General features: G+C 51.9%; 15 protein-coding genes and 1 pseudogene. 13 read left to right on the top strand and 3 right to left on the bottom strand.

The features are described 5' to 3' along the window. Positions 1-430 precede the first annotated feature (430 nt). The 7 genes from Y71_RS20235 to Y71_RS20265 all read left to right on the top strand — a co-directional run bounded on the left by Y71_RS20235 (position 431) and on the right by Y71_RS20265 (position 12,299). Entirely contained in the window at positions 431-2,923 is a 2,493-nt protein-coding gene (locus tag Y71_RS20235) for an autotransporter family protein (protein WP_007373663.1), read from the top strand. 517 nt (positions 2,924-3,440) lie between these two features. Then, complete coding sequence (locus Y71_RS20240; RefSeq protein ID WP_007373661.1) at positions 3,441-6,047, top strand: bifunctional diguanylate cyclase/phosphodiesterase; 2,607 nt, start codon at positions 3,441-3,443, stop codon at positions 6,045-6,047. A 98-nt stretch (positions 6,048-6,145) separates the two neighbouring features. Next, the gene (locus Y71_RS20245; protein ID WP_007373660.1) at positions 6,146-7,810 is read left to right on the top strand and encodes a methyl-accepting chemotaxis protein; all 1,665 of its coding nucleotides are present in this window, start codon (positions 6,146-6,148) and stop codon (positions 7,808-7,810) included. 71 nt (positions 7,811-7,881) lie between these two features. After that, positions 7,882-8,997, top strand: a complete 1,116-nt coding sequence (locus tag Y71_RS20250; protein WP_007373659.1) for an FIST N-terminal domain-containing protein — start codon at positions 7,882-7,884, stop codon at positions 8,995-8,997. Continuing rightward, complete coding sequence (locus tag Y71_RS20255) at positions 8,994-10,088, top strand: sensor histidine kinase (protein WP_035943200.1); 1,095 nt, start codon at positions 8,994-8,996, stop codon at positions 10,086-10,088. Before Y71_RS20250 ends, Y71_RS20255 begins: the two co-directional genes overlap by 4 nt. Before the next feature lie 2 nt (positions 10,089-10,090). After that, positions 10,091-11,167: an HDOD domain-containing protein gene (locus Y71_RS20260; RefSeq protein ID WP_007373657.1), complete on the top strand. Its 1,077-nt coding sequence runs from the start codon at positions 10,091-10,093 to the stop codon at positions 11,165-11,167. After that, a complete protein-coding gene (locus tag Y71_RS20265) occupies positions 11,160-12,299 on the top strand; it encodes a response regulator (RefSeq protein ID WP_007373656.1) in 1,140 nt (379 codons plus the stop codon). Before Y71_RS20260 ends, Y71_RS20265 begins: the two co-directional genes overlap by 8 nt. A 415-nt stretch (positions 12,300-12,714) precedes the next feature. Here the strand turns inward: Y71_RS20265 and Y71_RS20270 are convergent, their stop codons facing one another. Further along, on the bottom strand, positions 12,715-13,182 hold the full coding sequence (locus Y71_RS20270) for an Hsp20 family protein (RefSeq protein ID WP_007373654.1): 468 nt from the start codon (positions 13,180-13,182) through the stop codon (positions 12,715-12,717). A gap of 555 nt (positions 13,183-13,737) precedes the next feature. Between Y71_RS20270 and Y71_RS20275 the strand changes: the two genes are divergently transcribed. Continuing rightward, positions 13,738-13,968 (top strand): hypothetical protein, encoded by a 231-nt coding sequence (locus tag Y71_RS20275; protein WP_007373652.1) that lies wholly within the window; start codon positions 13,738-13,740, stop codon positions 13,966-13,968. 311 nt (positions 13,969-14,279) lie between these two features. Here the strand turns inward: Y71_RS20275 and Y71_RS20280 are convergent, their stop codons facing one another. Next, positions 14,280-15,116: a MipA/OmpV family protein gene (locus Y71_RS20280; protein ID WP_007373651.1), complete on the bottom strand. Its 837-nt coding sequence runs from the start codon at positions 15,114-15,116 to the stop codon at positions 14,280-14,282. A 205-nt stretch (positions 15,117-15,321) separates the two neighbouring features. Between Y71_RS20280 and Y71_RS20285 the strand changes: the two genes are divergently transcribed. The 4 genes and pseudogenes from Y71_RS20285 to Y71_RS30795 all read left to right on the top strand — a co-directional run. Beyond that, positions 15,322-15,999 carry a response regulator gene (locus Y71_RS20285; protein ID WP_007373649.1) on the top strand — a complete coding sequence of 226 codons (678 nt, stop codon included), beginning with the start codon at positions 15,322-15,324 and terminating at the stop codon, positions 15,997-15,999. Continuing rightward, positions 15,999-17,387: a sensor histidine kinase gene (locus Y71_RS20290; RefSeq protein ID WP_035943199.1), complete on the top strand. Its 1,389-nt coding sequence runs from the start codon at positions 15,999-16,001 to the stop codon at positions 17,385-17,387. Before Y71_RS20285 ends, Y71_RS20290 begins: the two co-directional genes overlap by 1 nt. 232 nt (positions 17,388-17,619) lie before the next feature. Beyond that, on the top strand, positions 17,620-17,823 hold the full coding sequence (locus tag Y71_RS20295) for a hypothetical protein (protein WP_007373647.1): 204 nt from the start codon (positions 17,620-17,622) through the stop codon (positions 17,821-17,823). A gap of 33 nt (positions 17,824-17,856) precedes the next feature. After that, positions 17,857-18,038, top strand: a pseudogene (locus Y71_RS30795) (integrase); the annotation flags it as partial. Between the two features lie 110 nt (positions 18,039-18,148). On the opposite strand, the gene glgS reads toward Y71_RS30795, so the two are convergent. Next, the gene (glgS, locus tag Y71_RS20300) at positions 18,149-18,355 is read right to left on the bottom strand and encodes a cell surface composition regulator GlgS (protein ID WP_071532043.1); all 207 of its coding nucleotides are present in this window, start codon (positions 18,353-18,355) and stop codon (positions 18,149-18,151) included. 398 nt (positions 18,356-18,753) lie between these two features. Between glgS and Y71_RS20305 the strand changes: the two genes are divergently transcribed. Further along, positions 18,754-19,011, top strand: coding sequence for a YjhX family toxin (locus Y71_RS20305; protein ID WP_007373645.1), 258 nt, complete (start codon positions 18,754-18,756; stop codon positions 19,009-19,011). The last annotated feature ends 81 nt before the right edge of the window (positions 19,012-19,092 follow it).

The raw sequence follows: 19,092 nt of genomic DNA on the forward strand, positions 1-19,092 counted from the left end.
TTAACTGGTGAAAATAATAATTTTCGTCATTGTGGTTGTCGCCAGCAAAAAAGGACCTGCGGAAGTTCATTTTTTGCCGCAGGTCCTGATTAATTGATGAGATAAATATTTAGAGGGAACTTTGCTTTATTTACTGCGCCAGAGACCTGGTGCGCCTAAAAACCACAATACAATTAAGCTCTTTCTTATCCCCTGCCGCCAGTTTGCTCTCATTCCCGGGCAAATGGTCTTCACAAAAGCAGCAGGTGAAAGAGGTAAAATAAATGCACGATATATTTTCTTCTCTCCCCTACAGCCATTCAGAGACACGCCGATAACTAAATATCGGTTAAGGACGCCATCGCCCCTGGTCTCAGGTGCGTCCTTTTCTGCCGCCACACCTGCCTGGACAAAGATTCAGCAGTTACTTTTCATTTTGGATGAATAGCATATGCATAAACCTGTCTTTCGTAAGAAGCCATTATTGCTCGCGATGGCGGCTGCCTGGGTGTCATTCACCCCTGTAACTCAGGCATCAATTGGTACTGAGATTTCCACAACAGAAGGTCAAAGTTCTTTTATCGGTTCATTTGATTCAGTGACGATCACCTCTACCGGAAGTGTCGTCAGCCCCACGGGTAACGCGCTCTCATTCCAGTCTGTTGATATGGGTACCTTTACCAACAACGGCACGATCATGAGTTCCGGCAGTAACTACAACGATTCCGGTATGTATATCGATGATAGTTCGTCTGTAGATCTGTTCTCCAACAACAGTTATCTCGCCGGTAATTCAGGCACTATTGGCGCTTACGGGCTGTATAACCGGGGAACCATCGGCACGCTGGAAAACAGTGTGAATGGCACGATTACGAGTAACGTCGCGCTGAATAACTTCGGAACAATTACCTCGCTGATCAACCAGGGGACGATTCAGGGCCCTAACAGCGGTGTGATTAGCTGGGGCACCATCACCGATTTCACTAACAACGGCCTGATTGATGGCGCCTACGCGGTGCAGAACGCCGGTACGATGACCAACGGGATCACCAACAATGGTACGCTGCGCGGTATCGATGCTGCTATTTACAATATCGGCGCGCTATCGGTCATTAATAACAACGGCACGCTGGCTGGCAACATCTGGAACAACACGTCAAACCCGTTAACCATTAATGGCGGCAGCAGCTACGACAGCCTGCTGACCGGCTATAACAGCGGTGGCAGGGTCTACAGTTCCGGAGCCGATCTGCACTTTGGCACCGGCAAGCTCACCGTGGATGATGATTTCCAGATGGGCACGCACAGCGTTATCAACGACGGTGCCTCTTTATTACTTAACCGTACGGTGACAATTAACGGTAATTACCTCCAGCAGGAACAAGGCGAGCTGGCTATCGGCGTCGCCGATGGCGCGGTTGCCAACGGTAATACGCAGGACAGCGGTTATGGCCGCCTGGTAGTGACCGGCGATGCGATTTTTGCCGCGCATTCCAGCGTTTCGCTGCTAACGACAGGCCAGAGCTACGGTTTTGCTAACGGCCAGCGTTTCCTGGTGGTGCAGGCCTCCGGTTCGGGAACGCAGTACAATGAGAACGCGCTGGCCTACCATGTCGCGGGTTACAACGGTACGGTGACCGGTAAAGCGGTAACGATTGATGGCACTAACAGTCTCGTGGTTTATCTCGACGGTCAGGATCCGGTAACCCCGACGGAACCAACGACACCGACGACACCAACAACGCCGACAGAACCGACGACGCCAACCACACCGACGACACCAACAACGCCAGTGGTTACCCCGAACACAGGTTTTGCCACGACACCAAATGCTATCTCCTCTTTGCGCGGGCTGGGTAACTACAGCGGTTTCTCTGAAGGCCTGCTCAATCTCTATAACGCCTCTATGGCGATCGGCAGCCGCGAAGAAGCCAACCGGGCCGGTGAGCAACTGTCGCCGGTACAGAACAGCGCCGCGAGCAGCACCGCAGCCGCAGCCTCTTCCGGCGCGCTGGCCGTGGTGAACAACCATATGAACAGCACGCGTCTCGCCCGTAACGGTTCACAAAGCGGTATTGCCACCGGTGATGATGCGCTGGATTGGGCCGTCTGGGGCCAGCCGTTCTACGGTAGTGCTCGCCAGGGCATGATTGATAACGTCAGCGGTTACACCGCGCATTACGGCGGTGTGGTGCTGGGAGCGGATCGTCAGATCGCTGACGACTGGCGTGTGGGCGGCGCATTCAGCTATGCGCACTCTTCCGTCAATGGCCGCGACAACCTGACGGGTAGCCATACGGATGTTGATGCCTGGAGTGGCATTGCCTACGCAAGCTGGAGCGGCAACCCGCTGTACGTCAACCTGACCGCCAGTGTCAGCACGCAGAGATATGACAGCCAGCGCCGCATCGGTTTCGACGGCTTTGCCGGCCAGGCGGATGGCAGTTTCAACGGGCAGCAAGTGATGACCAAAGCAGAAGTCGGCTACCCGATCTTCTTCGCCCAGGGAACCACGCTGACCCCGCTCGCTGCCGTCAGTTACAGCTACCTGCACCAGGATGACTATAAAGAGCACAGCGATCAGGGTGCCGCGCTGAAAGTTGATTCCAGCCATACGCAGTCGGTGCGCAGCTCGCTGGGCGCAAAACTGGAGCATAGCTGGAGCACCGGAATCGGCGATGTGGTGCCATTCGTGCAGGCGATGTGGACGCACGAATATGACCGCAGCCGCACAGCGACCAGCGCCAGCTACGTCGCCGATGCGCTGGGCGAAACGCGTTTCACCAGCTTTGGCGCCACGCCGGTGTCCGATACCGCGGATATCGGTGCCGGTGTGGCGCTGGTACAGAATGACGACCTGAGCCTCAGCGCGCGTTATGACCTTTCTACTGCGCCGCACTTCGACGCCCAGACAGTCAGCCTGCGTCTGCGTAAATCGTTCTGATGTGATGTAAACCTGGTGGGAGGGCAATAGCCTCCCACCGCAAAAGGCCTGCCGGGGAACGGCATGACATGCAATAAAGCCTTCCCCGCCAGGTCTCTTTTTTCTGTCATCCAGCTTGCAAACAAACGCAAAAAATACCCATCAGGGGGTATTTACACTATCCTTCATAAGAAAATACTTATTACTAATAAACAACATATTGATTCTGCATGCGATAAATTCACCACCGGCAAAGCAGGAATATAAAATATATTTAAAACCAACGTTTCATATTATTGGTTACTGCTACTCAAAAAACATTAACCTATAGAAAAAAACACTGTTTTTATGATACCCAGGCTAATAATTTAAGGAAAAATTAATATTCCCGCGTTCGCAAAAATTAAAAGAAGAATGAAGTTTGATAACTATCACAAAAAAGTATCAACGGTGCTATTTGCATTAAATAAAACGTATCTCAGGCCGTTAATGTAAAAAGACCCGGCGTATTTTATTCATCACAAGAAAAGGGTGAAGCATGCATGTTCTCGATGATAAAAACCTGCCTTCGCTGGCTGGTAATACGCATGGAATACTCAAGCAGACAGCGACATTGATGCTGGCGCTGATGACATTCATCTTTTTTACCATCCTCTTCACCCTCATCCAGACAAAAAGCGATCTTCAGCAAACTGAACAACGGCAAAAAATGCACTTGCTGACTAAAGCGCTTGAAAACAGACAGGAAAACTTACGATTACACCTTGCTGATTACGCCAACTGGGATGACGCTTTTCAAAATCTGACAAGCACCGTAAATGTGCACTGGGCATGGGACAGACAGAACCTGGGAAAATCGCTTTTTAATAAGTTTCAGTATGAAGGCGTTTTTGTCCTCTCACCGGATGGCATAACCCGCTATAGCGTGCTGGATGGGCAGCCCGGGCAGGTTTCCTTTGAAACATGGTTAGGCGTCAATCTGACCGACTCGTTAATAACAACATTAGCCAACAACCAAGGAATAGCGTTCTCCCGGCTGATCACTATCCATGACCAACCCACGCTCGTCGCCGCATCATGGATCACGTCGGATGATTATGCGGCTGCCGGGATAAATCCTTCAGAGCATGCGGTAATGATCTTTGTCGATAAGCTTACGCCACAAAAGTTTCAGCAACTTGGTGACGAATACGAAATCAAGGGGTTACATACTTTGCCGCCTGAAGTGGCATCAATGCGCAAAGATACGATGTTTCTCACCGCCGGAAACGATCGCATTTATGTCGAATGGCAGAGCAAAAACCCCGTCGAAACACTGTTAAGCAAAGTGTTGCCTTTACTGGTGCTATTGATGGTGGTTTCCGTGCTGTTGGCCATTAGTTTAATGCGTAAAGCGTTAACAAAAGCGCGCATGAATGATGAAAAAACCTTTCTGCTGGAACAAAGTCGCGCAGCGTTATCCGCCAGCGAACAGCGTTTCAGGGATATTGTTGAAACCACCACGGACTGGATCTGGGAAGCCAATGAAAACTTTAATCTTACCTGGATTTCTGCCCGCTTTCCGGTGATCACAGGCCATCGCATCGATGAGTGGCTGGGACGCAGCTTTACCGATTTTTTAGTCGACAGCCAGCAAACAATCAGCAACTGGTTAACGCTGCCGCATCCGGGCGATTATTTAACGTTGTCGCACTGCTGCTATGTTTCCGCGCTCGGCAGCCAGCGCTACTGCAATATCACGTTAAAAAGAATTACCCTGCCGGATGGCGCGATCGGTTTTCGTGGTACGGCTTCGGACGTGACGCTGGAGGTGGAGTCCAGTGAGCGTATTCGCTTCCTCTCCCACCACGATGAGTTAACGGGCCTGCCGAATCGCGCCATGATGCAAGAGTTCCTCGACGGGAAACTGCACTCGCGCGGCGAAGCAAATAGCACGCTGGTGATGCTCAGCCTCGATCTGACCGATTTTAAACTGGTCAATGATATCTACGGGCATGACGCTGGCGATAAGGTGCTGGGCGAGGTGGCGCAGAGATTGCGCAACTGTTTACGCGCAACCGATCTGGTCGCACGCCAGGGCGGTGATGAATTTATTATTATCGCGCCTGCGATTCATAAAAAAGAGGATATCCGTACGCTCTGCCAGCTTATTATTGCTGTCATCAACAAGCCGTTTATCGTGTCCGGCAATGAAGTCTCTCTCGGCGTCAATATCGGCGCGGCGCAATCACCACAAGATGCTCTGACGGCCAGCGATTTATTACGCTACTCAGATATTGCTCTGTATGAAGCCAGAAATCTCGGCAATAACAGTTTTGTTTTATATCAGGCTGACATGGCGAAACAGATCGTCCAACGACGCGAACTGGAAAATGAATTACGGGAAGCGATTAAGGAAAATCAATTATTTCTCGTATATCAGCCTCGCTTCGACATCCGTGCAGGCTGCATTAACTCTGTCGAAGCGCTGGTGCGTTGGCTACACCCGCGTCACGGGTTACTGATGCCGGATCAGTTTATTCCCCTGGCCGAGGAGTCAGGAATTATTACCGACCTGACGGATTGGGTGCTGGTCAATGCCTGTCAGGACATCGGCAGAGAATTTAACCATATTTCTGTATCGGTCAATATTTCCCCGATGGAATTCAAAGCCAGCGATGTTATCGCACGCATTAAAAACGTACTGGCGACAACTCATTTTCCGGCGGCGCGCCTTGAACTGGAAGTCACTGAAAACGTGACATTATGTAGCCCAGAAAACGCACAGATCGTCATGCAGGAATTAAAAACCTTAGGTATCCGGCTGCTGATTGATGATTTCGGTACCGGTTATGCCTCGCTTTATTACCTGCACAGTTTTCCTTTTCATGGCATTAAAATCGACAAGTCATTTATCTTCGCGATGAACGATTCGGAATCAGCAAAGAGTATTGTGGAAAAGGTCATTGGACTTGGCAAGGATTATAACCTTGAGGTAACCGCTGAAGGTGTTGAAACACAAGAGCAATTGCAGCAATTAATAAAATACAAATGTGACATTGCACAAGGATATTACATAGGCCGTCCAGTCTCATTAGAGGCCGTCAAGGATAACCTGCACATTATTGAATGTAATATCGAAGCGAGGTGTGATGCAGCCCTATAACAACCAACAATAATTGCAGTTTGAGAAGTGAACTCTTTTTCTTGCGGCGCGCAGCGGCGCCGTAAAAAAGCTTACCCAATACGTAGTGGGGAAATACGATGAAAATACTTCGCGATATAACAATCAGAAAAATGGTTTTACTCATCCTGGTGCTGTTCAGTTGCATCTGGGGCATCGCCACGGTAATGACCTTATTTAACTTCGCCACCATCGAAAATTTATTAACGCAGAACACCGCGCAAAAAAACGCATACTCTTATCTGGTTAAAGGCAATGATCAATATTTCCGTACCGTAACACGCATGCTGCGCGCCATGGATTATCGCCTGACCGGTGATGATGCCAATGCAGATAAGACGTTGATTTCCGCTGGCAAAGCTCTGGAGATCAGCCAGGATATGCTGGCTAAGTTCCGCCAGAGCGGCCATCCTGGCGTCAGCGATGAGGTTGTTCAGAGCATGGCTCAGGACTGGGAAAGACTGCTGAACAACGGCATTATTCCTATGTATAAAGCCGCACAGGATAAGCAGGCCGACCAGTTCCGCGAACTGTTTCGCAAAACCTATCCGCCGCTGAGTGTGCAATTTGGCGTGACCGCCGAAAAATATACACAAGCGATTCAAAAAGATGACTTCTTAAACCAGACCACGGCGAAAGTCAGTTTTAACAAACTGGTGCTAATCAGTGCGTTAGTCGCCGGTGTTGTGACGCTGTTCTTAACCGATCGTTATCTGGTCAATTATCTGGTTAAACCACTTGATACCATTGCGCGGCACCTTGAAACCATTGCCAGCGGCAAGCTGCACACCAGGCTCGAAGAGTTTGGGCGTAACTGCGCCGGTCGTTTGATCCCCTTTATTCAGGGGATGCAGGAAAATCTTTCCAGAACGGTGCAGGCGATTCAGGGTAGCTCAACCACCATCTTTACCAGCACCAACCAAATACGCACCGGGAACGAAGAGCTTTCCGGTCGCACGGATCAACAGGCCGCAGCGCTTCAGCAAACCGCCGCCAGTATGGAAGAGCTGACCTCGACCGTCAGAAACAACGCGCATAACGTACGCGAAGCACAAAAACTGGCCGGAAACGCCCGGCAGGTGGCGGAACAAGGCGGAGATATTACATCGACGGTTGTCGCCACGATGCACGGTATTTCGGAAAGCTCGCAGAAGATTGCAGACATCACCAGCGTCATAAACAGCATCTCTTTCCAGACCAACCTGCTGGCACTGAATGCGGCAGTGGAAGCGGCGCGCGCCGGTGAACAGGGGCGTGGCTTTGCCGTCGTCGCCAGCGAAGTGCGCTTACTTGCGCAGCGTAGCGCCCAGGCCGCTAAAGAGATCGAAGCGCTGATCAGTGAATCCGTTAAGAGAGTGCAAACGGGCGCAGAGCAGGTACAAGAGGCCGGCGAGGCAATGTCGACCATTATCAGTACCGTGGGTCAGGTCAATGCCTTGATGGGTGAAATCACCATTGCTTCCGACGAGCAGAGCAAAGGCATCGATCAGATTGGCCAGGCGATGACAGAAATGGATCGGGTGACGCAGCAGAACGCAGTGCTGGTTCAGGAAGCCAAAGCGAATGCCATCGCACTTGAAGAAGAAGCCGGGCGATTAAACGACGCCATCGCGCTCTTTGATTTAGGAGGCAACCCCGTGACTGCCCTTCCCGGACAGGCAGCCAAAACCGCCACGAAGGCAAATCCTCCTTCGCGCAAAACAACCCGTAACGCGACTGCCAACGAAAACTGGCAATCCTTTTAAACCTGACGCGCTGCGGCGTTGATTACCCGACGCCGCCAGCGACGCTGACGTTTTAGCATGGGAGAGACAACGTGAATTTCCAGATCCGATATGCAAGCAGCGAACTGACTGACCCCGTGCTGGCGGTTGCGGAATTTGCCCGGCAGATGCTTCCCGCTGAGCCAGAAACGATCCTTTTCTTCTGTTCCCCGGACTATGACCTGAATATTCTGGGCCGAGAGATGCAAAAAACCTTTCACTGCCCCTGTATTGGATGTACCTCCTCCGGGCAGATCGGCACCGAAGGTTTTCAGCACTCCGGGATATTAGGGCTGGGTCTGAGCGCCGCTTTTCGCACCCGCCATTTTGTGATTCACCCCCTGAATGATTACTCCGCGACCATTGCAGAGATTGCCGAGGAGATCCATCGCGACACCGCGGCCAGACCCACTTTGCAACGCTTTGGTTTGTTACTGGTTGATGGCTTGTCGATGGCTGAGGAACGCCTTATCGCTAATCTTTATCAGCAGACAGGAAATATTCCGGTTATCGGCGGTTCTGCGGGTGACGATCTGCGTTTCGAAAAGAGCTACGTCTATAACGGTAAAGGTGAGTTTATCTCCGATGCCGCGGTGTTCGCGGTCATCGAAACCTCCTCGCCGGTGGCGATTTTTAAAGTTCAGCACTTCGAACCCAGTAAGGTGGAATTAATCATTACCGAGGCCGATCCTGAAAAACGGCTGATCCGGGAAATTAACGGCGAACCTGCCGCGCAGGTGTATGCCGAATCGCTGGGCATCACCGTTGCAGAATTAACGCCCACCGTTTTTTCCCGCAACCCGCTGGTGCTCTCTTTTGGCGACGAACCTTATGTCCGTTCGATCCAGAAAATGAACGACGATCTCTCACTGACCTGCTACTGCGCAATTGAAGAAGGGTTGATCGTCTCGATTGGCATTGCGGAAGATCCGCTCGAAACCTTTAGCAAGGCGCTGGAAAAAGTTCATGAAACCATACCGGAACCGGCGGTGATTATTGGCTGCGACTGTATCCTGCGGCGTTTGCAGTTTGAGCAGGAGGAGCTTGACCTGCAGATCGGCAATTTTATGGTGCAAAACCGGATCGTGGGTTTCTCAACCTATGGCGAGCAGTACAACGGACTGCACGTCAACCAGACATTCACGGGCGTGGCAATAGGAGGTAAATGATGTCTCCATCTGAAGCAGTTGTTGCAACACTCTCCCTAACCGATTATCAGCGCAAACTTGTCGCGCGGGATAAAACCATCGAGGTATTAAAGCGACGCATCGCGCAGGAAAGTCGGCACAACCAGATGACCCCGTTCGCTATTCTTGAGCAGAATGTGGGCCTGGAGAAAGTGGTCGCACGTAAAACCATCGAACTGGAAAACGAGCGCCATGAGTTAAAGAAAGCGCTTGCTGAGCTGCGCCTCACGCAGGCACAGCTTCTACAGGCGCAAAAGATGGAGTCCATCGGCCAGCTCGCCGCCGGGATCGCCCACGAAATTAACACGCCCACGCAGTATGTTTCTGACAACGTCGGGTTCGTGAAGACCGCCAACCGTTCGCTGCTCAACCTGCTGGATGCGGCGATCGCCATGGCTGCCGTGATGCGGGAAAAAATGGCCGATGAGCCAACGCTTACCGCCTTCGATACCCTCCTTAAGAGCAGCAAAATTGAGTTTCTGCGCCATCAGATCCCCCAGTCTTTAGATGAATCACTCGACGGGCTTGGCCATATCTCCCGGATTGTCGCCGCCATGAAAGAGTTCTCTCATCCCTCGCAAAATAAAAAGGAGTACGTGGATATACGCGACATCATCAATACCACTGTGACCGTCGCCCGCAACGAGTGGAAATACGTGGCGGAACTGGAAACCCGCTTTGCCGATGATTTGCCGCTCCTGCCCTGTCTGCGCGACATGGTTGGCCAGGCGATGCTTAACCTTATCGTCAATGCGGCGCACGCCATTGCGGACAGCCTCCAGACCCGCGAGCAGGAAAAAGGGCATATCGTTGTCTCTGTGGAGCAGGTCGGCGATATGATGGAGATCCGCGTCGCCGACGATGGCACCGGCATCCCTGAGGCAATACGCGAACGCATTTTCGATCCCTTCTTCACCACCAAAGCGGTCGGCAAAGGCACCGGCCAGGGGCTGGCCATTGCCTATTCGACCGTGGTGGACAAGCATAATGGGCAGATTCGCTGCGAATCGAAACCCGGTTCGGGCGCCACATTCATCATGCGTTTTCCCCTCGTCGTGCAGCAGGAGGCATAAGTATGCAGGTGATGTTCGTGGATGACGAAGCTCGCATCCTCTCGGGTATTGAGCGCGCCTTAATGATGCAGGACAGCGAGTGGCAATGCCGCTTCGCTACCAGCGGTCATGAAGCGTTGAGCCTGCTGGAAGAAACCCCTGCCGATGTTGTGGTGTCGGATATGCGTATGCCGCTGATGGATGGCGCGGAGTTCCTGTCGCAGGTTCGTGACCGCTGGCCCGGCACGATCCGGATCATTTTGTCCGGTTACTCCGAACCCGAGGCCACGGTTCGTATGCTCGGCGTTGCGCACCGTTTCGTCTCCAAACCCTGCGACAGCACGCAATTACTGGCGATGGTGGCAAACGCGCTGGCGTTGCGCACGCTTTTCAAGGATCCCACCGTCGTCATGCTGGTCGGGAAAATTAACCAGCTTCCGCCCGCCCCGAAAGTATTTACGGAAATTAACTGCCTCCTTGCCAACCAGGGGACGAATACTCGGGAAATTGCCGAACTGCTGGCGAGCGATCCGGCGCTAAGCGCCCGGATTATGCAACTGGCAAATTCCGCCTGGTTCAGCCGGGGAGCACATATTCATGACATTGGTAATGCGATCGTTCACCTGGGGCTGGAACAAGTGAAGTTGCTGGTACTCGCGTCCCAGGTTTATGCCGATGCCGCTACCGATCCCTATGTGGATAAGCTACAGCAGACCGCCCTTCGCGCCTCAATGCTGGCGGCGCGTATCTCCAGACATCAGGAACGGGAAGCCACTGCGGCGCTGCTGGCCAATATTGCGCTACTCATTCCAGAATTAAGAACCACCAGCGACGAGGCGACGACTGAGCAGGGTGATATCCCGCTGCGCGCCGCCATCGGTGCCTATTTACTGGCGCTATGGGGGCTGCCGATGGACATTGTTGAAGCCGTCGCAGGCCATGTACAACCTTCACGCTCAGCAGAAAAAACCTTTGGCATGATCGGTGTCGTCCATGTTGCGGTCACCCTTGCCAATCATGGCGTTCCCGATAAACGTTATCTCGAACAAACCGGCATGCTGGACCAACTGCCCGCATGGCAGGAGATGCTCAATGACTGATACTTCCTTACCCCGTGTGTTATGCGTCGACGATGAACCCAATGTGCTCGCGGCCATCACGCGAAATCTGTTTGATGTGTTTGATGTGGTGACCGCGCACAGTGGTGAAGCCGGTCTGGATGCGATTCGCAGCGGAGAACCTTTTGCGGTGATCCTCTCCGACATGCGCATGCCGGGAATGGATGGCGCGACTTTTTTGTCCAGAGCGCGGGAAGTCTCGCCGGACAGCGTGCGGATCCTCCTTACCGGGCAGGCCGATGTGGAGTCCTCTATCGCGGCAATTAATAAAGGCGCTATTTTCCGCTATCTCTGTAAACCGTGCCCAAAAGAGGATCTGATAGCGACGTTGAATGACGCAGTTCGTCAGTACCGGCTCGTGTGCGCAGAAAAAGAGCTCCTGGCGACCACGCTTTCTGCTTCGGTAAAAACGCTCACAGAAATACTGGCGATGGTTGCCCCCTGGGCTTTTCAGCGCGCAGCTTTTGCGCAGTCCTGCGTCCGCCACGCATTGCCGAAACTGGGGTGGCACGATGAGTGGCTTTACACTCTCGCCGCGTCGTTAAGTCAGATCGGCTGCGTTGGCATTCCTGCCGACATCGTCCAGGCTGATGCCGCACAGCGTAAATTGACACCGGAGGAGGAAAAACTGCTGCATGAACATCCGGACGTTGCGGGCCGACTGGTGGAACAAATCCCGCGTCTTGAACTGGTTGCGGCAATTATTCGTCACCAGGCGAAAGAAGCGCCCGCCAATGCACCGTTAGAAGTGGTACGCGGCGCTCAGCTACTGCGCGCCGCACTGGAGCTGGAACGGCACGCCGCGCGCGGCTGGAGCCTGGAGCGTCCGTGGGAAATCCTGCGTGCGGCGCGTCCGGCGCTGCCTGAATATCTCATCAAAGCGCTGTCAGATTTTCGCTCGAATGTGGAGGGGGTTCGCTCCGCGCGTATCCGTGAATTGATGCCGGGCTGGGTTGTCGATGAAGATATTCGCACCACAAATGGATTAATGGTACTGACCAAAGGTCATGAACTGACCGATACCGCGATCTCCGCTCTTCAGCGCCTGCTCGCCGCGAACGCCGTCGAAGAGCCCATCCGGGTGCGCGGCCTGCCGGGTAAAAACGCGTCCTGAAGATGTGCCCCGCCGGGAGAGCGCTTTCTGCCCGGCGCTAATCTGCCCAAATCCCCTTGTTCAACGGCTGTCAGACGTGATTCTGACGGCCTGATTGCCGTCGCATTGCTGGCGGCATCATACAAATTCCGCGCAGGACGATAAGCGGGCTTGAAGTCGCGGCAAGCATTAGTACCAGGATCATTAAATTTCTGAATCAGGATACAGAAATTTGCGATTAGTGAATTGTATGAAGGTAAGTTATAACATGCATAAGGGATATGACTTCTGACAAGCACTAACTTCTTTCACTGGCAGAAACGATGTCGCGTCTGCCAGTTTTTATTTTCCACTTCGTTTGTGACAGCCAAATGAAACGGAAAATAAAAAAGGCCCGCCTGAGCGGGCCCTGAAAAATGATACATAACGTCAATTATTAAGCCTGATGTTCAATGGCTTTCTGTGTATTCTCAATTGCAATTTTGCGTGGTTTTTCGCTTTCCGGGATTTCCTGGTAAATGGAAACCTGCAAGATCCCGCTTTCCAGTTTTGCATTACTGACTTTGGTATGCTCCGGCAAAGTGAAACTCAAACGAAAATCAGAACGGCGGATGCCTTTATAGATCCAGCCCTGCTCATCCTGCGATTCATTTTCAGCGCGTTTACCAGAAACATTCAGCGTTCCGCCGACCGTCTCGATTTCGAGTTCGTCTTCCTTCCAGCCAGGTACGCTTACATTTAACAGATAATTGCTTGCATCGATTTTTTTCAGGTCATAAGCGGGTAGTGAAGTGACCGGAGAGTCGCCCGTTAACTGACTGAACAGCCTGTCGATACGATTAAAACGGTCAGCAAAAACAGAATCGGAAAAGCCCGGAAGTGCTGACAAGGTTCTGAGTGCCATAATTAACCTCCTGAATAATCAATTCAAAAGTTCAACGTAAAGGCAAGCGTTGCTTGTCCGATCCAATAGATAATTCCTCCCGCCCGTTTTTCAAGACCACAAAATAAAAATTTTTTGCGTATGCGTTCCGGGCAACCGCACTGGCAGTGACAAACCTGCAGGGATGGAAAGTGGGTGAAAATAGTGGCCTGCATAAACAACTGACCAGACCAACAGGAAGAGATTAAGTGCCCTGCTCCATCTGAGCGAACAACGTATTGCCGATCGGTTATGCGTCATCCACCCGCGTAACATTTACCTGCAGAGTGCTTGTCTGATGACCATTACACAAGATCGGCACTATTTTGCTGACCAGGTGCGCTACCCATCCGAACTTTTTGGCTCACCTCCTGATTTCCCTTCAATTTCTGTGATCTCCCGGTCCAGTTTGGCCATGGCTTGTTCTGGTTTTATTTGTCTAACTGAACGATATTTAATATTCACATAGCACAGGTACTCGCGACAGAGCATTTCTTGTTTGCCGGTGAGCGCCAGAGTATTTCGTAAGGAGATATTATGAAGCCAGTAGAAGAAGCGATTGATGATCTGCAATCCCGTGTTTTAGCGTATGAAATAATTTTTCAGTCCATTTGCTCAGAACTGCCGCAATTGTTCATCGATAAAGCCAAAGAGAACATTCAGCTTAACTTCAAAGCATTTGAATCTGGCACACATTCTGAAGCCGGGAAAGCAAAGCTTGAAGCGGCGAAAGCAGTCGCATCCAGAATTATAGGCTCGAAGCTTTAACTCTCCTCCCACGCAGATCCTGAGGTGGAGAGGAATCAACAGTAATTTCTTCTCCGCTTTGTTTCTTCGCCGCGGCGAAGTGGAACTATTCCGCGCACTCAGGGCGTAAGTAACGCCATTCGCCTGTTTCGGTCTCAACGCACGTAGCCGTTAACGGTTTATTGATGATCCCATCAGGAAGGAATTTTGCTTCTGAATGGCGCAGGATTTGGGGCCAGGGTCAGTACCACCCCGTCATCTGAACCGGGGCGGATCGAAGACATATTTATTAGTGAACAACGCGCTGCCGGGAAGCACAGGTCGCACAACGCTCAGAAGCTATATGTCACCTTCAGGCTGCCAGTGGGCGAGGCTTTTCGTTGCACTATTGGGCTGTTGCGTGCATCACCAGCCAACTGCGTAAAGCCTGCGGCAGCAACCACGCTCCAGTCCTGGTTGAGTTTGTGCGTCCAGTCAACATTCATTGACCAGGCATAAATGCCCGATCCGGCATCATATCGGCTAAACCCCGATGCGGCCGACTGCGATGCACTGACCCCGTAGTAAGTCTGCATATACTTGCTGGTTCCCCAACTGCCGGTCAGCGCCAGCGTCACGGAATTTTTCGATGACTTATAGAACGGGCTGATAATACTGAAATGCAGGGCCTCACCGTTGCTTCGCTGAGAAATCGGCACCTCAGCCTGCAATTGCACATTAAGCCAGTCGGTCACCTCGTACCCCAGGCCAGGCACACCGAGAGCCGAGCCTTTGATGTCCCCCATACCTCGCAAGTCGTCGCTGCCGTCGCTGATCGCGTCGCTGTCCACGTTACGATCCTTACGGCCAGGGCGATAGCTCAGCGCAGTGCTGTAATTCAACTTGCCGATGTTGTTGCCGTAACCGATACCACGCGTGGTACTGACGAAGAAACCATTTGCCAGCGAGTAATCAAGCACCAGGGCAGTCGTGACGCGGCTTTCATCCGAACCAGAATAGCGTGGCGCAACATCCACGCCGCCTCCCAGAGTCAACTCGTTGCCCTGTTTCTGTTCTGCCGCCAGTATCGGGGTCGCCAGTAAGGCCAGGACAGCTCCCGGCAACATTTTTTTCAGCATGCGCCCCGAGAGTAAATGGGGGAACTTATGACGCGGTTCGATGTTTCTCATGAAAGAAGTCCTTGTGGATTCAAATGATTACGATACAAGCGGTTTTAAACGCCAGAACGCTCAGTTTGAATGCTCACCCTAAAGTTCTCATGAGCCCAAAATGAAGAAAGACTGAAGCAAGTACAGGGGCTGCAAACCTGATAGATTTCCTGATACCGTTTTTTTCTTCAGACGTTCTTCATTCACTGTTGATACCGTAACCATTGTGAAAATTCTCCTCATCGAAGACGACCTGGATCTCGGCAATGGCGTGCGTATTGCCCTTGCAGATCAAGGATTAGATGTCATATGGGTTCGCCGCAAAGTGGATGCACTGCATCAACTTGATGTCTGCGCGCCAGAACTGGTATTGCTCGATCTCGGGCTGCCCGACGGCGATGGCATGAGCCTGATGGCAAGCTTGCGTCAGCAGCTCAAGGGGATACCCGTCATCATCCTGACCGCACGAGGCACCCTGCAAGATCGCCTCTCCGGGCTGGATGACGGTGCAGACGACTATCTCGTCAAACCTTTTGTTCTCGCCGAGTTGCTCGCCAGGGTGAGAGCACTTGCGCGCCGCAGTTACGGTTTTCAGAATGAGGTGATAGAAATTCGAGGGTTATCTCTTCACGTGCCGACGCGTCGCGTGACAGTGAGTGAACGTAATGTTGAGTTGACGGCAAGTGAGTACGCGCTGCTTGAAACGTTAATGTTGCGCACTGACCGCGTACTGACACGAGGGTTTCTGGAAGAAAGGATATTCGGCGCAAAAGAAAACATGAGCAATGCTCTCGATGTGCATATGGGGAATTTGCGGCGCAAAATCGGCGACGGCTATGTGCGAACGGTGAGAGGCGTAGGGTATGTCATTGATACCGTACCGATTCAGAAAGGGACAGGCTGATGCTAAATTTTTGCCGCCGCCTGAAAACCCCGACGCTTGTACGGCGAATTATGATCGCCCAGATGCTACTGCTTACGCTGCTTTGGTGTCTTTTTCTGACCTACATTTTATGGGAAAACTTGCGTAGCCCCTCTATGTTATTGGGCAACAAGACTTACGAAACCATTCTTACGTTGGTTGATCGGATGGACGATCGCCCACAGGATCTCACCGATGTGCTGGAAAAGTTCAGCAAGGCGTTGCGGGAAGGTTATGGCGGAGGCGAAGATCCGGAACTGTCGATCAGCCTCATTGTTCGGAAGAATAAAGCGATAATTTATTCATCGGATGGCGCTCCAACGGGGGTGAAAAACACCCTATACGGGAAAATTCAGAGCATTGAGAGTGAAGGCCGCACCTGGACTAGCCGTACCCTAAAATCCGGCAATTCCGACGCGGAGGTCACGCTCGTCACCCCTGCCGGCGGCTGGAACTTCTTTATTTACCTGAACTCGCGTGGATACTACATATTGCCGCTGCTGGTATGCATTCCTTTTCTTTTGTTTCCCGCGTGGCTGTCAATCCGCATTGCAATGCGCCCCTGGAACAAGGTGGTCAATGAAATTGCCTCACGAACTCCAGAAGATCTCTCTCCCTTAAAAGCAGTGCCAAAGCACAGGGAGCTTCGCCAGATGGTGGATGCTGTTAATGTTTTTCTTGCCAGAGTGCGGGAAAGCACGGAAAGGGAACGGGTTTTTATTGCCGATGCCGCTCACGAGCTGCGTACCCCCCTGGCTGCGATGAGAATCAATGTTGAGGCTTTACAGTCTTATGTTAGCCGCGATAGTCAACAGGAGTTGCTTGCAGGGATTATTCGCAGCAACAGCCGTGCGGCTCGTCTCGTCAATCAGTTGCTGCTGCTGATGCACAGCGAAGCGCGCATTGACACGGTTATGGAGCCTGTGCCGCTGACCACACTGATACAAGAGCGAATGGCGATGCTGGCACCGCTGGCTGCCGAGCGCGGGATTGAGCTTGAATTCTACTCGCATGATGAGATCTGGGTGACAGGCGTCCGAGAACGCCTGATGTCGCTGCTCGACAACGTCATTGAAAATGCCGTCAAGTACAGTCCTGAGGGCGGACGGGTTGAGGTAGAGGTACGATCATTAGATGACGCCACGCAGCTACGTGTCTCCGATGCCGGGCCCGGCATTCCCGTTGAATTGAGAGAGCGCGTGTTCGATAGATTTTTTCGCGATCCCAATCAGATGCAAAGCGGGAGTGGATTAGGGCTTGCAATAGTCAAAGCGGTTGCGCAGCTACACAACAGCAGCGTGTACCTAAGTACGTCTGCAGAAGGTGGCCTCATGGTTACTGTTGACTTCCCAAACCGCAGGCCAGCCTGAAGAAAACACCATGTTGTCTATGCAATAACATGCCCCAATTCGGTTGTTCCAAATCCCTTCAATATTGTTCCAGGGTGGTTCCATATATAAATCATATAACCCAGTTAATACATAAAGTTACTGCCTAAAAACATATATAGAACAACCGGAACAACAGGAACGGCCTGGTAACCTCGCAGCTTAAGGAGTAATAGTCAGATAAGTTGAATTCCCTTAGCTTTGAGGTGGGCTTATGCAGACTAACAAGCGTGATTCCGATGAGATGGCGAAGGCTATCGGCTACGTCGTGATGGAGTTAGCAAGGACAGGATGCGCTATCACGGAAGACACAATCAATGCGCGTCTGGACAGCGTGCTGCACAAAAATGCCAGCGTTGCGAACGAAAGTGTTGAGCTACCAAAGTCGCTCAGGTTTAACGAGTCATTGTGCGGGTAGGTTGCCCCTGAAGGCAGCTAATCAAACCACGTTATTGGCGTAGCGTTCAATGATACGGCCAATCATCATAAATGGGGGGCGTGCATACAAAAGCCCGGCACCGTCCTGCAGATACGTTAACACCTGTTATCACGAAAATGAGAGTTGATGGCCTGAGGCATAGATGGGCCAGCTGGCTTATTCAGTCAGGAGTGCCCTTGCCTCTCCTGCAGGAAACAAGAGCATGATACGTTGATTTTGCTGGCTGAGTCCGAAATGGGAATAGACCGCAAGACACCCCGAAGCCAGAAAACGCAACGGGCCGCCAGGCCCGTTGTGGTGATTACTATTGCAGTTCCTTCACTCTGGCGCGCTGCGCCTGTTTGCAATAATGGTTGTAATGTTCCAGGAACCACTGTTTCTGCTCTTCGGTCATATTGCCGGTCACGGCATCAATATCAACTGGCTGGCCCATGGCATACATACGGGCAAAACTGCGTGCCAGAAAATCAAAATTCCTCACTGCGTTCAGGTCTTGTTTTTTCATTCGCATACTCCTTCAGTCCGCGGACGTGCTGTGTAAGGCCATATGCTTCTCTGTCTTAAGTATTGTCTTATAAAATGGACATTTCATAAGCAATGCGTGCCTTCGCGATGACCCGATTGTCCATAACGTCACCGTGCGCACAGAGTGAAAAAAAAACCTCGCTGAGTATCCACACAGATCACACTCCTTAAGCAAAATTATTTCCCTGCGTATGCCGCGTGTTAATATTGATGGGATAAATCTTTCTTACCGAATACCGAGGCTTCGATGCTGGAGAATGCAACCATCTGATAATCAGCTTTCCGACCTTTGCGGCCGGGCTGGTTATCACTGCGCTAAACACTCACGCTAACCCCCCAGGGTGTTGGCAGGTTTTGCACAAGATGATTACAGGCATTTTCAGCATGAATATTTCCCGTCAGGAACAACGTACCCTGCATGTCCTTGCTAAGGGCGGGCGTATCGTTCATACCCGCGATACGTCCGGTCGCGTCACCGCCGTTGAGTGTTATACCCGTGAAGGGCTATTGCTCAGCGACTGCACGCTCGCCGTCTTTAAGAAACTGAGAAGCAAAAAACTGATCCGCTCGGTAAAGGGTCAGCCCTATCGCATTAATCGTACCGGTCTCAGCAATGTCCGCGCACAGCTGGACAACCAATAATTTATGTTAAGCAATCCCCACCCGCTGGTGGGGATTGCTGCCGGCAGGTTATCCATTTCAACGTTGTGGGGATCTTCCCCC

It is taken from the genome of Kosakonia radicincitans DSM 16656, assembly GCF_000280495.2.
In the GTDB taxonomy this organism is placed as follows: domain Bacteria; phylum Pseudomonadota; class Gammaproteobacteria; order Enterobacterales; family Enterobacteriaceae; genus Kosakonia; species Kosakonia radicincitans.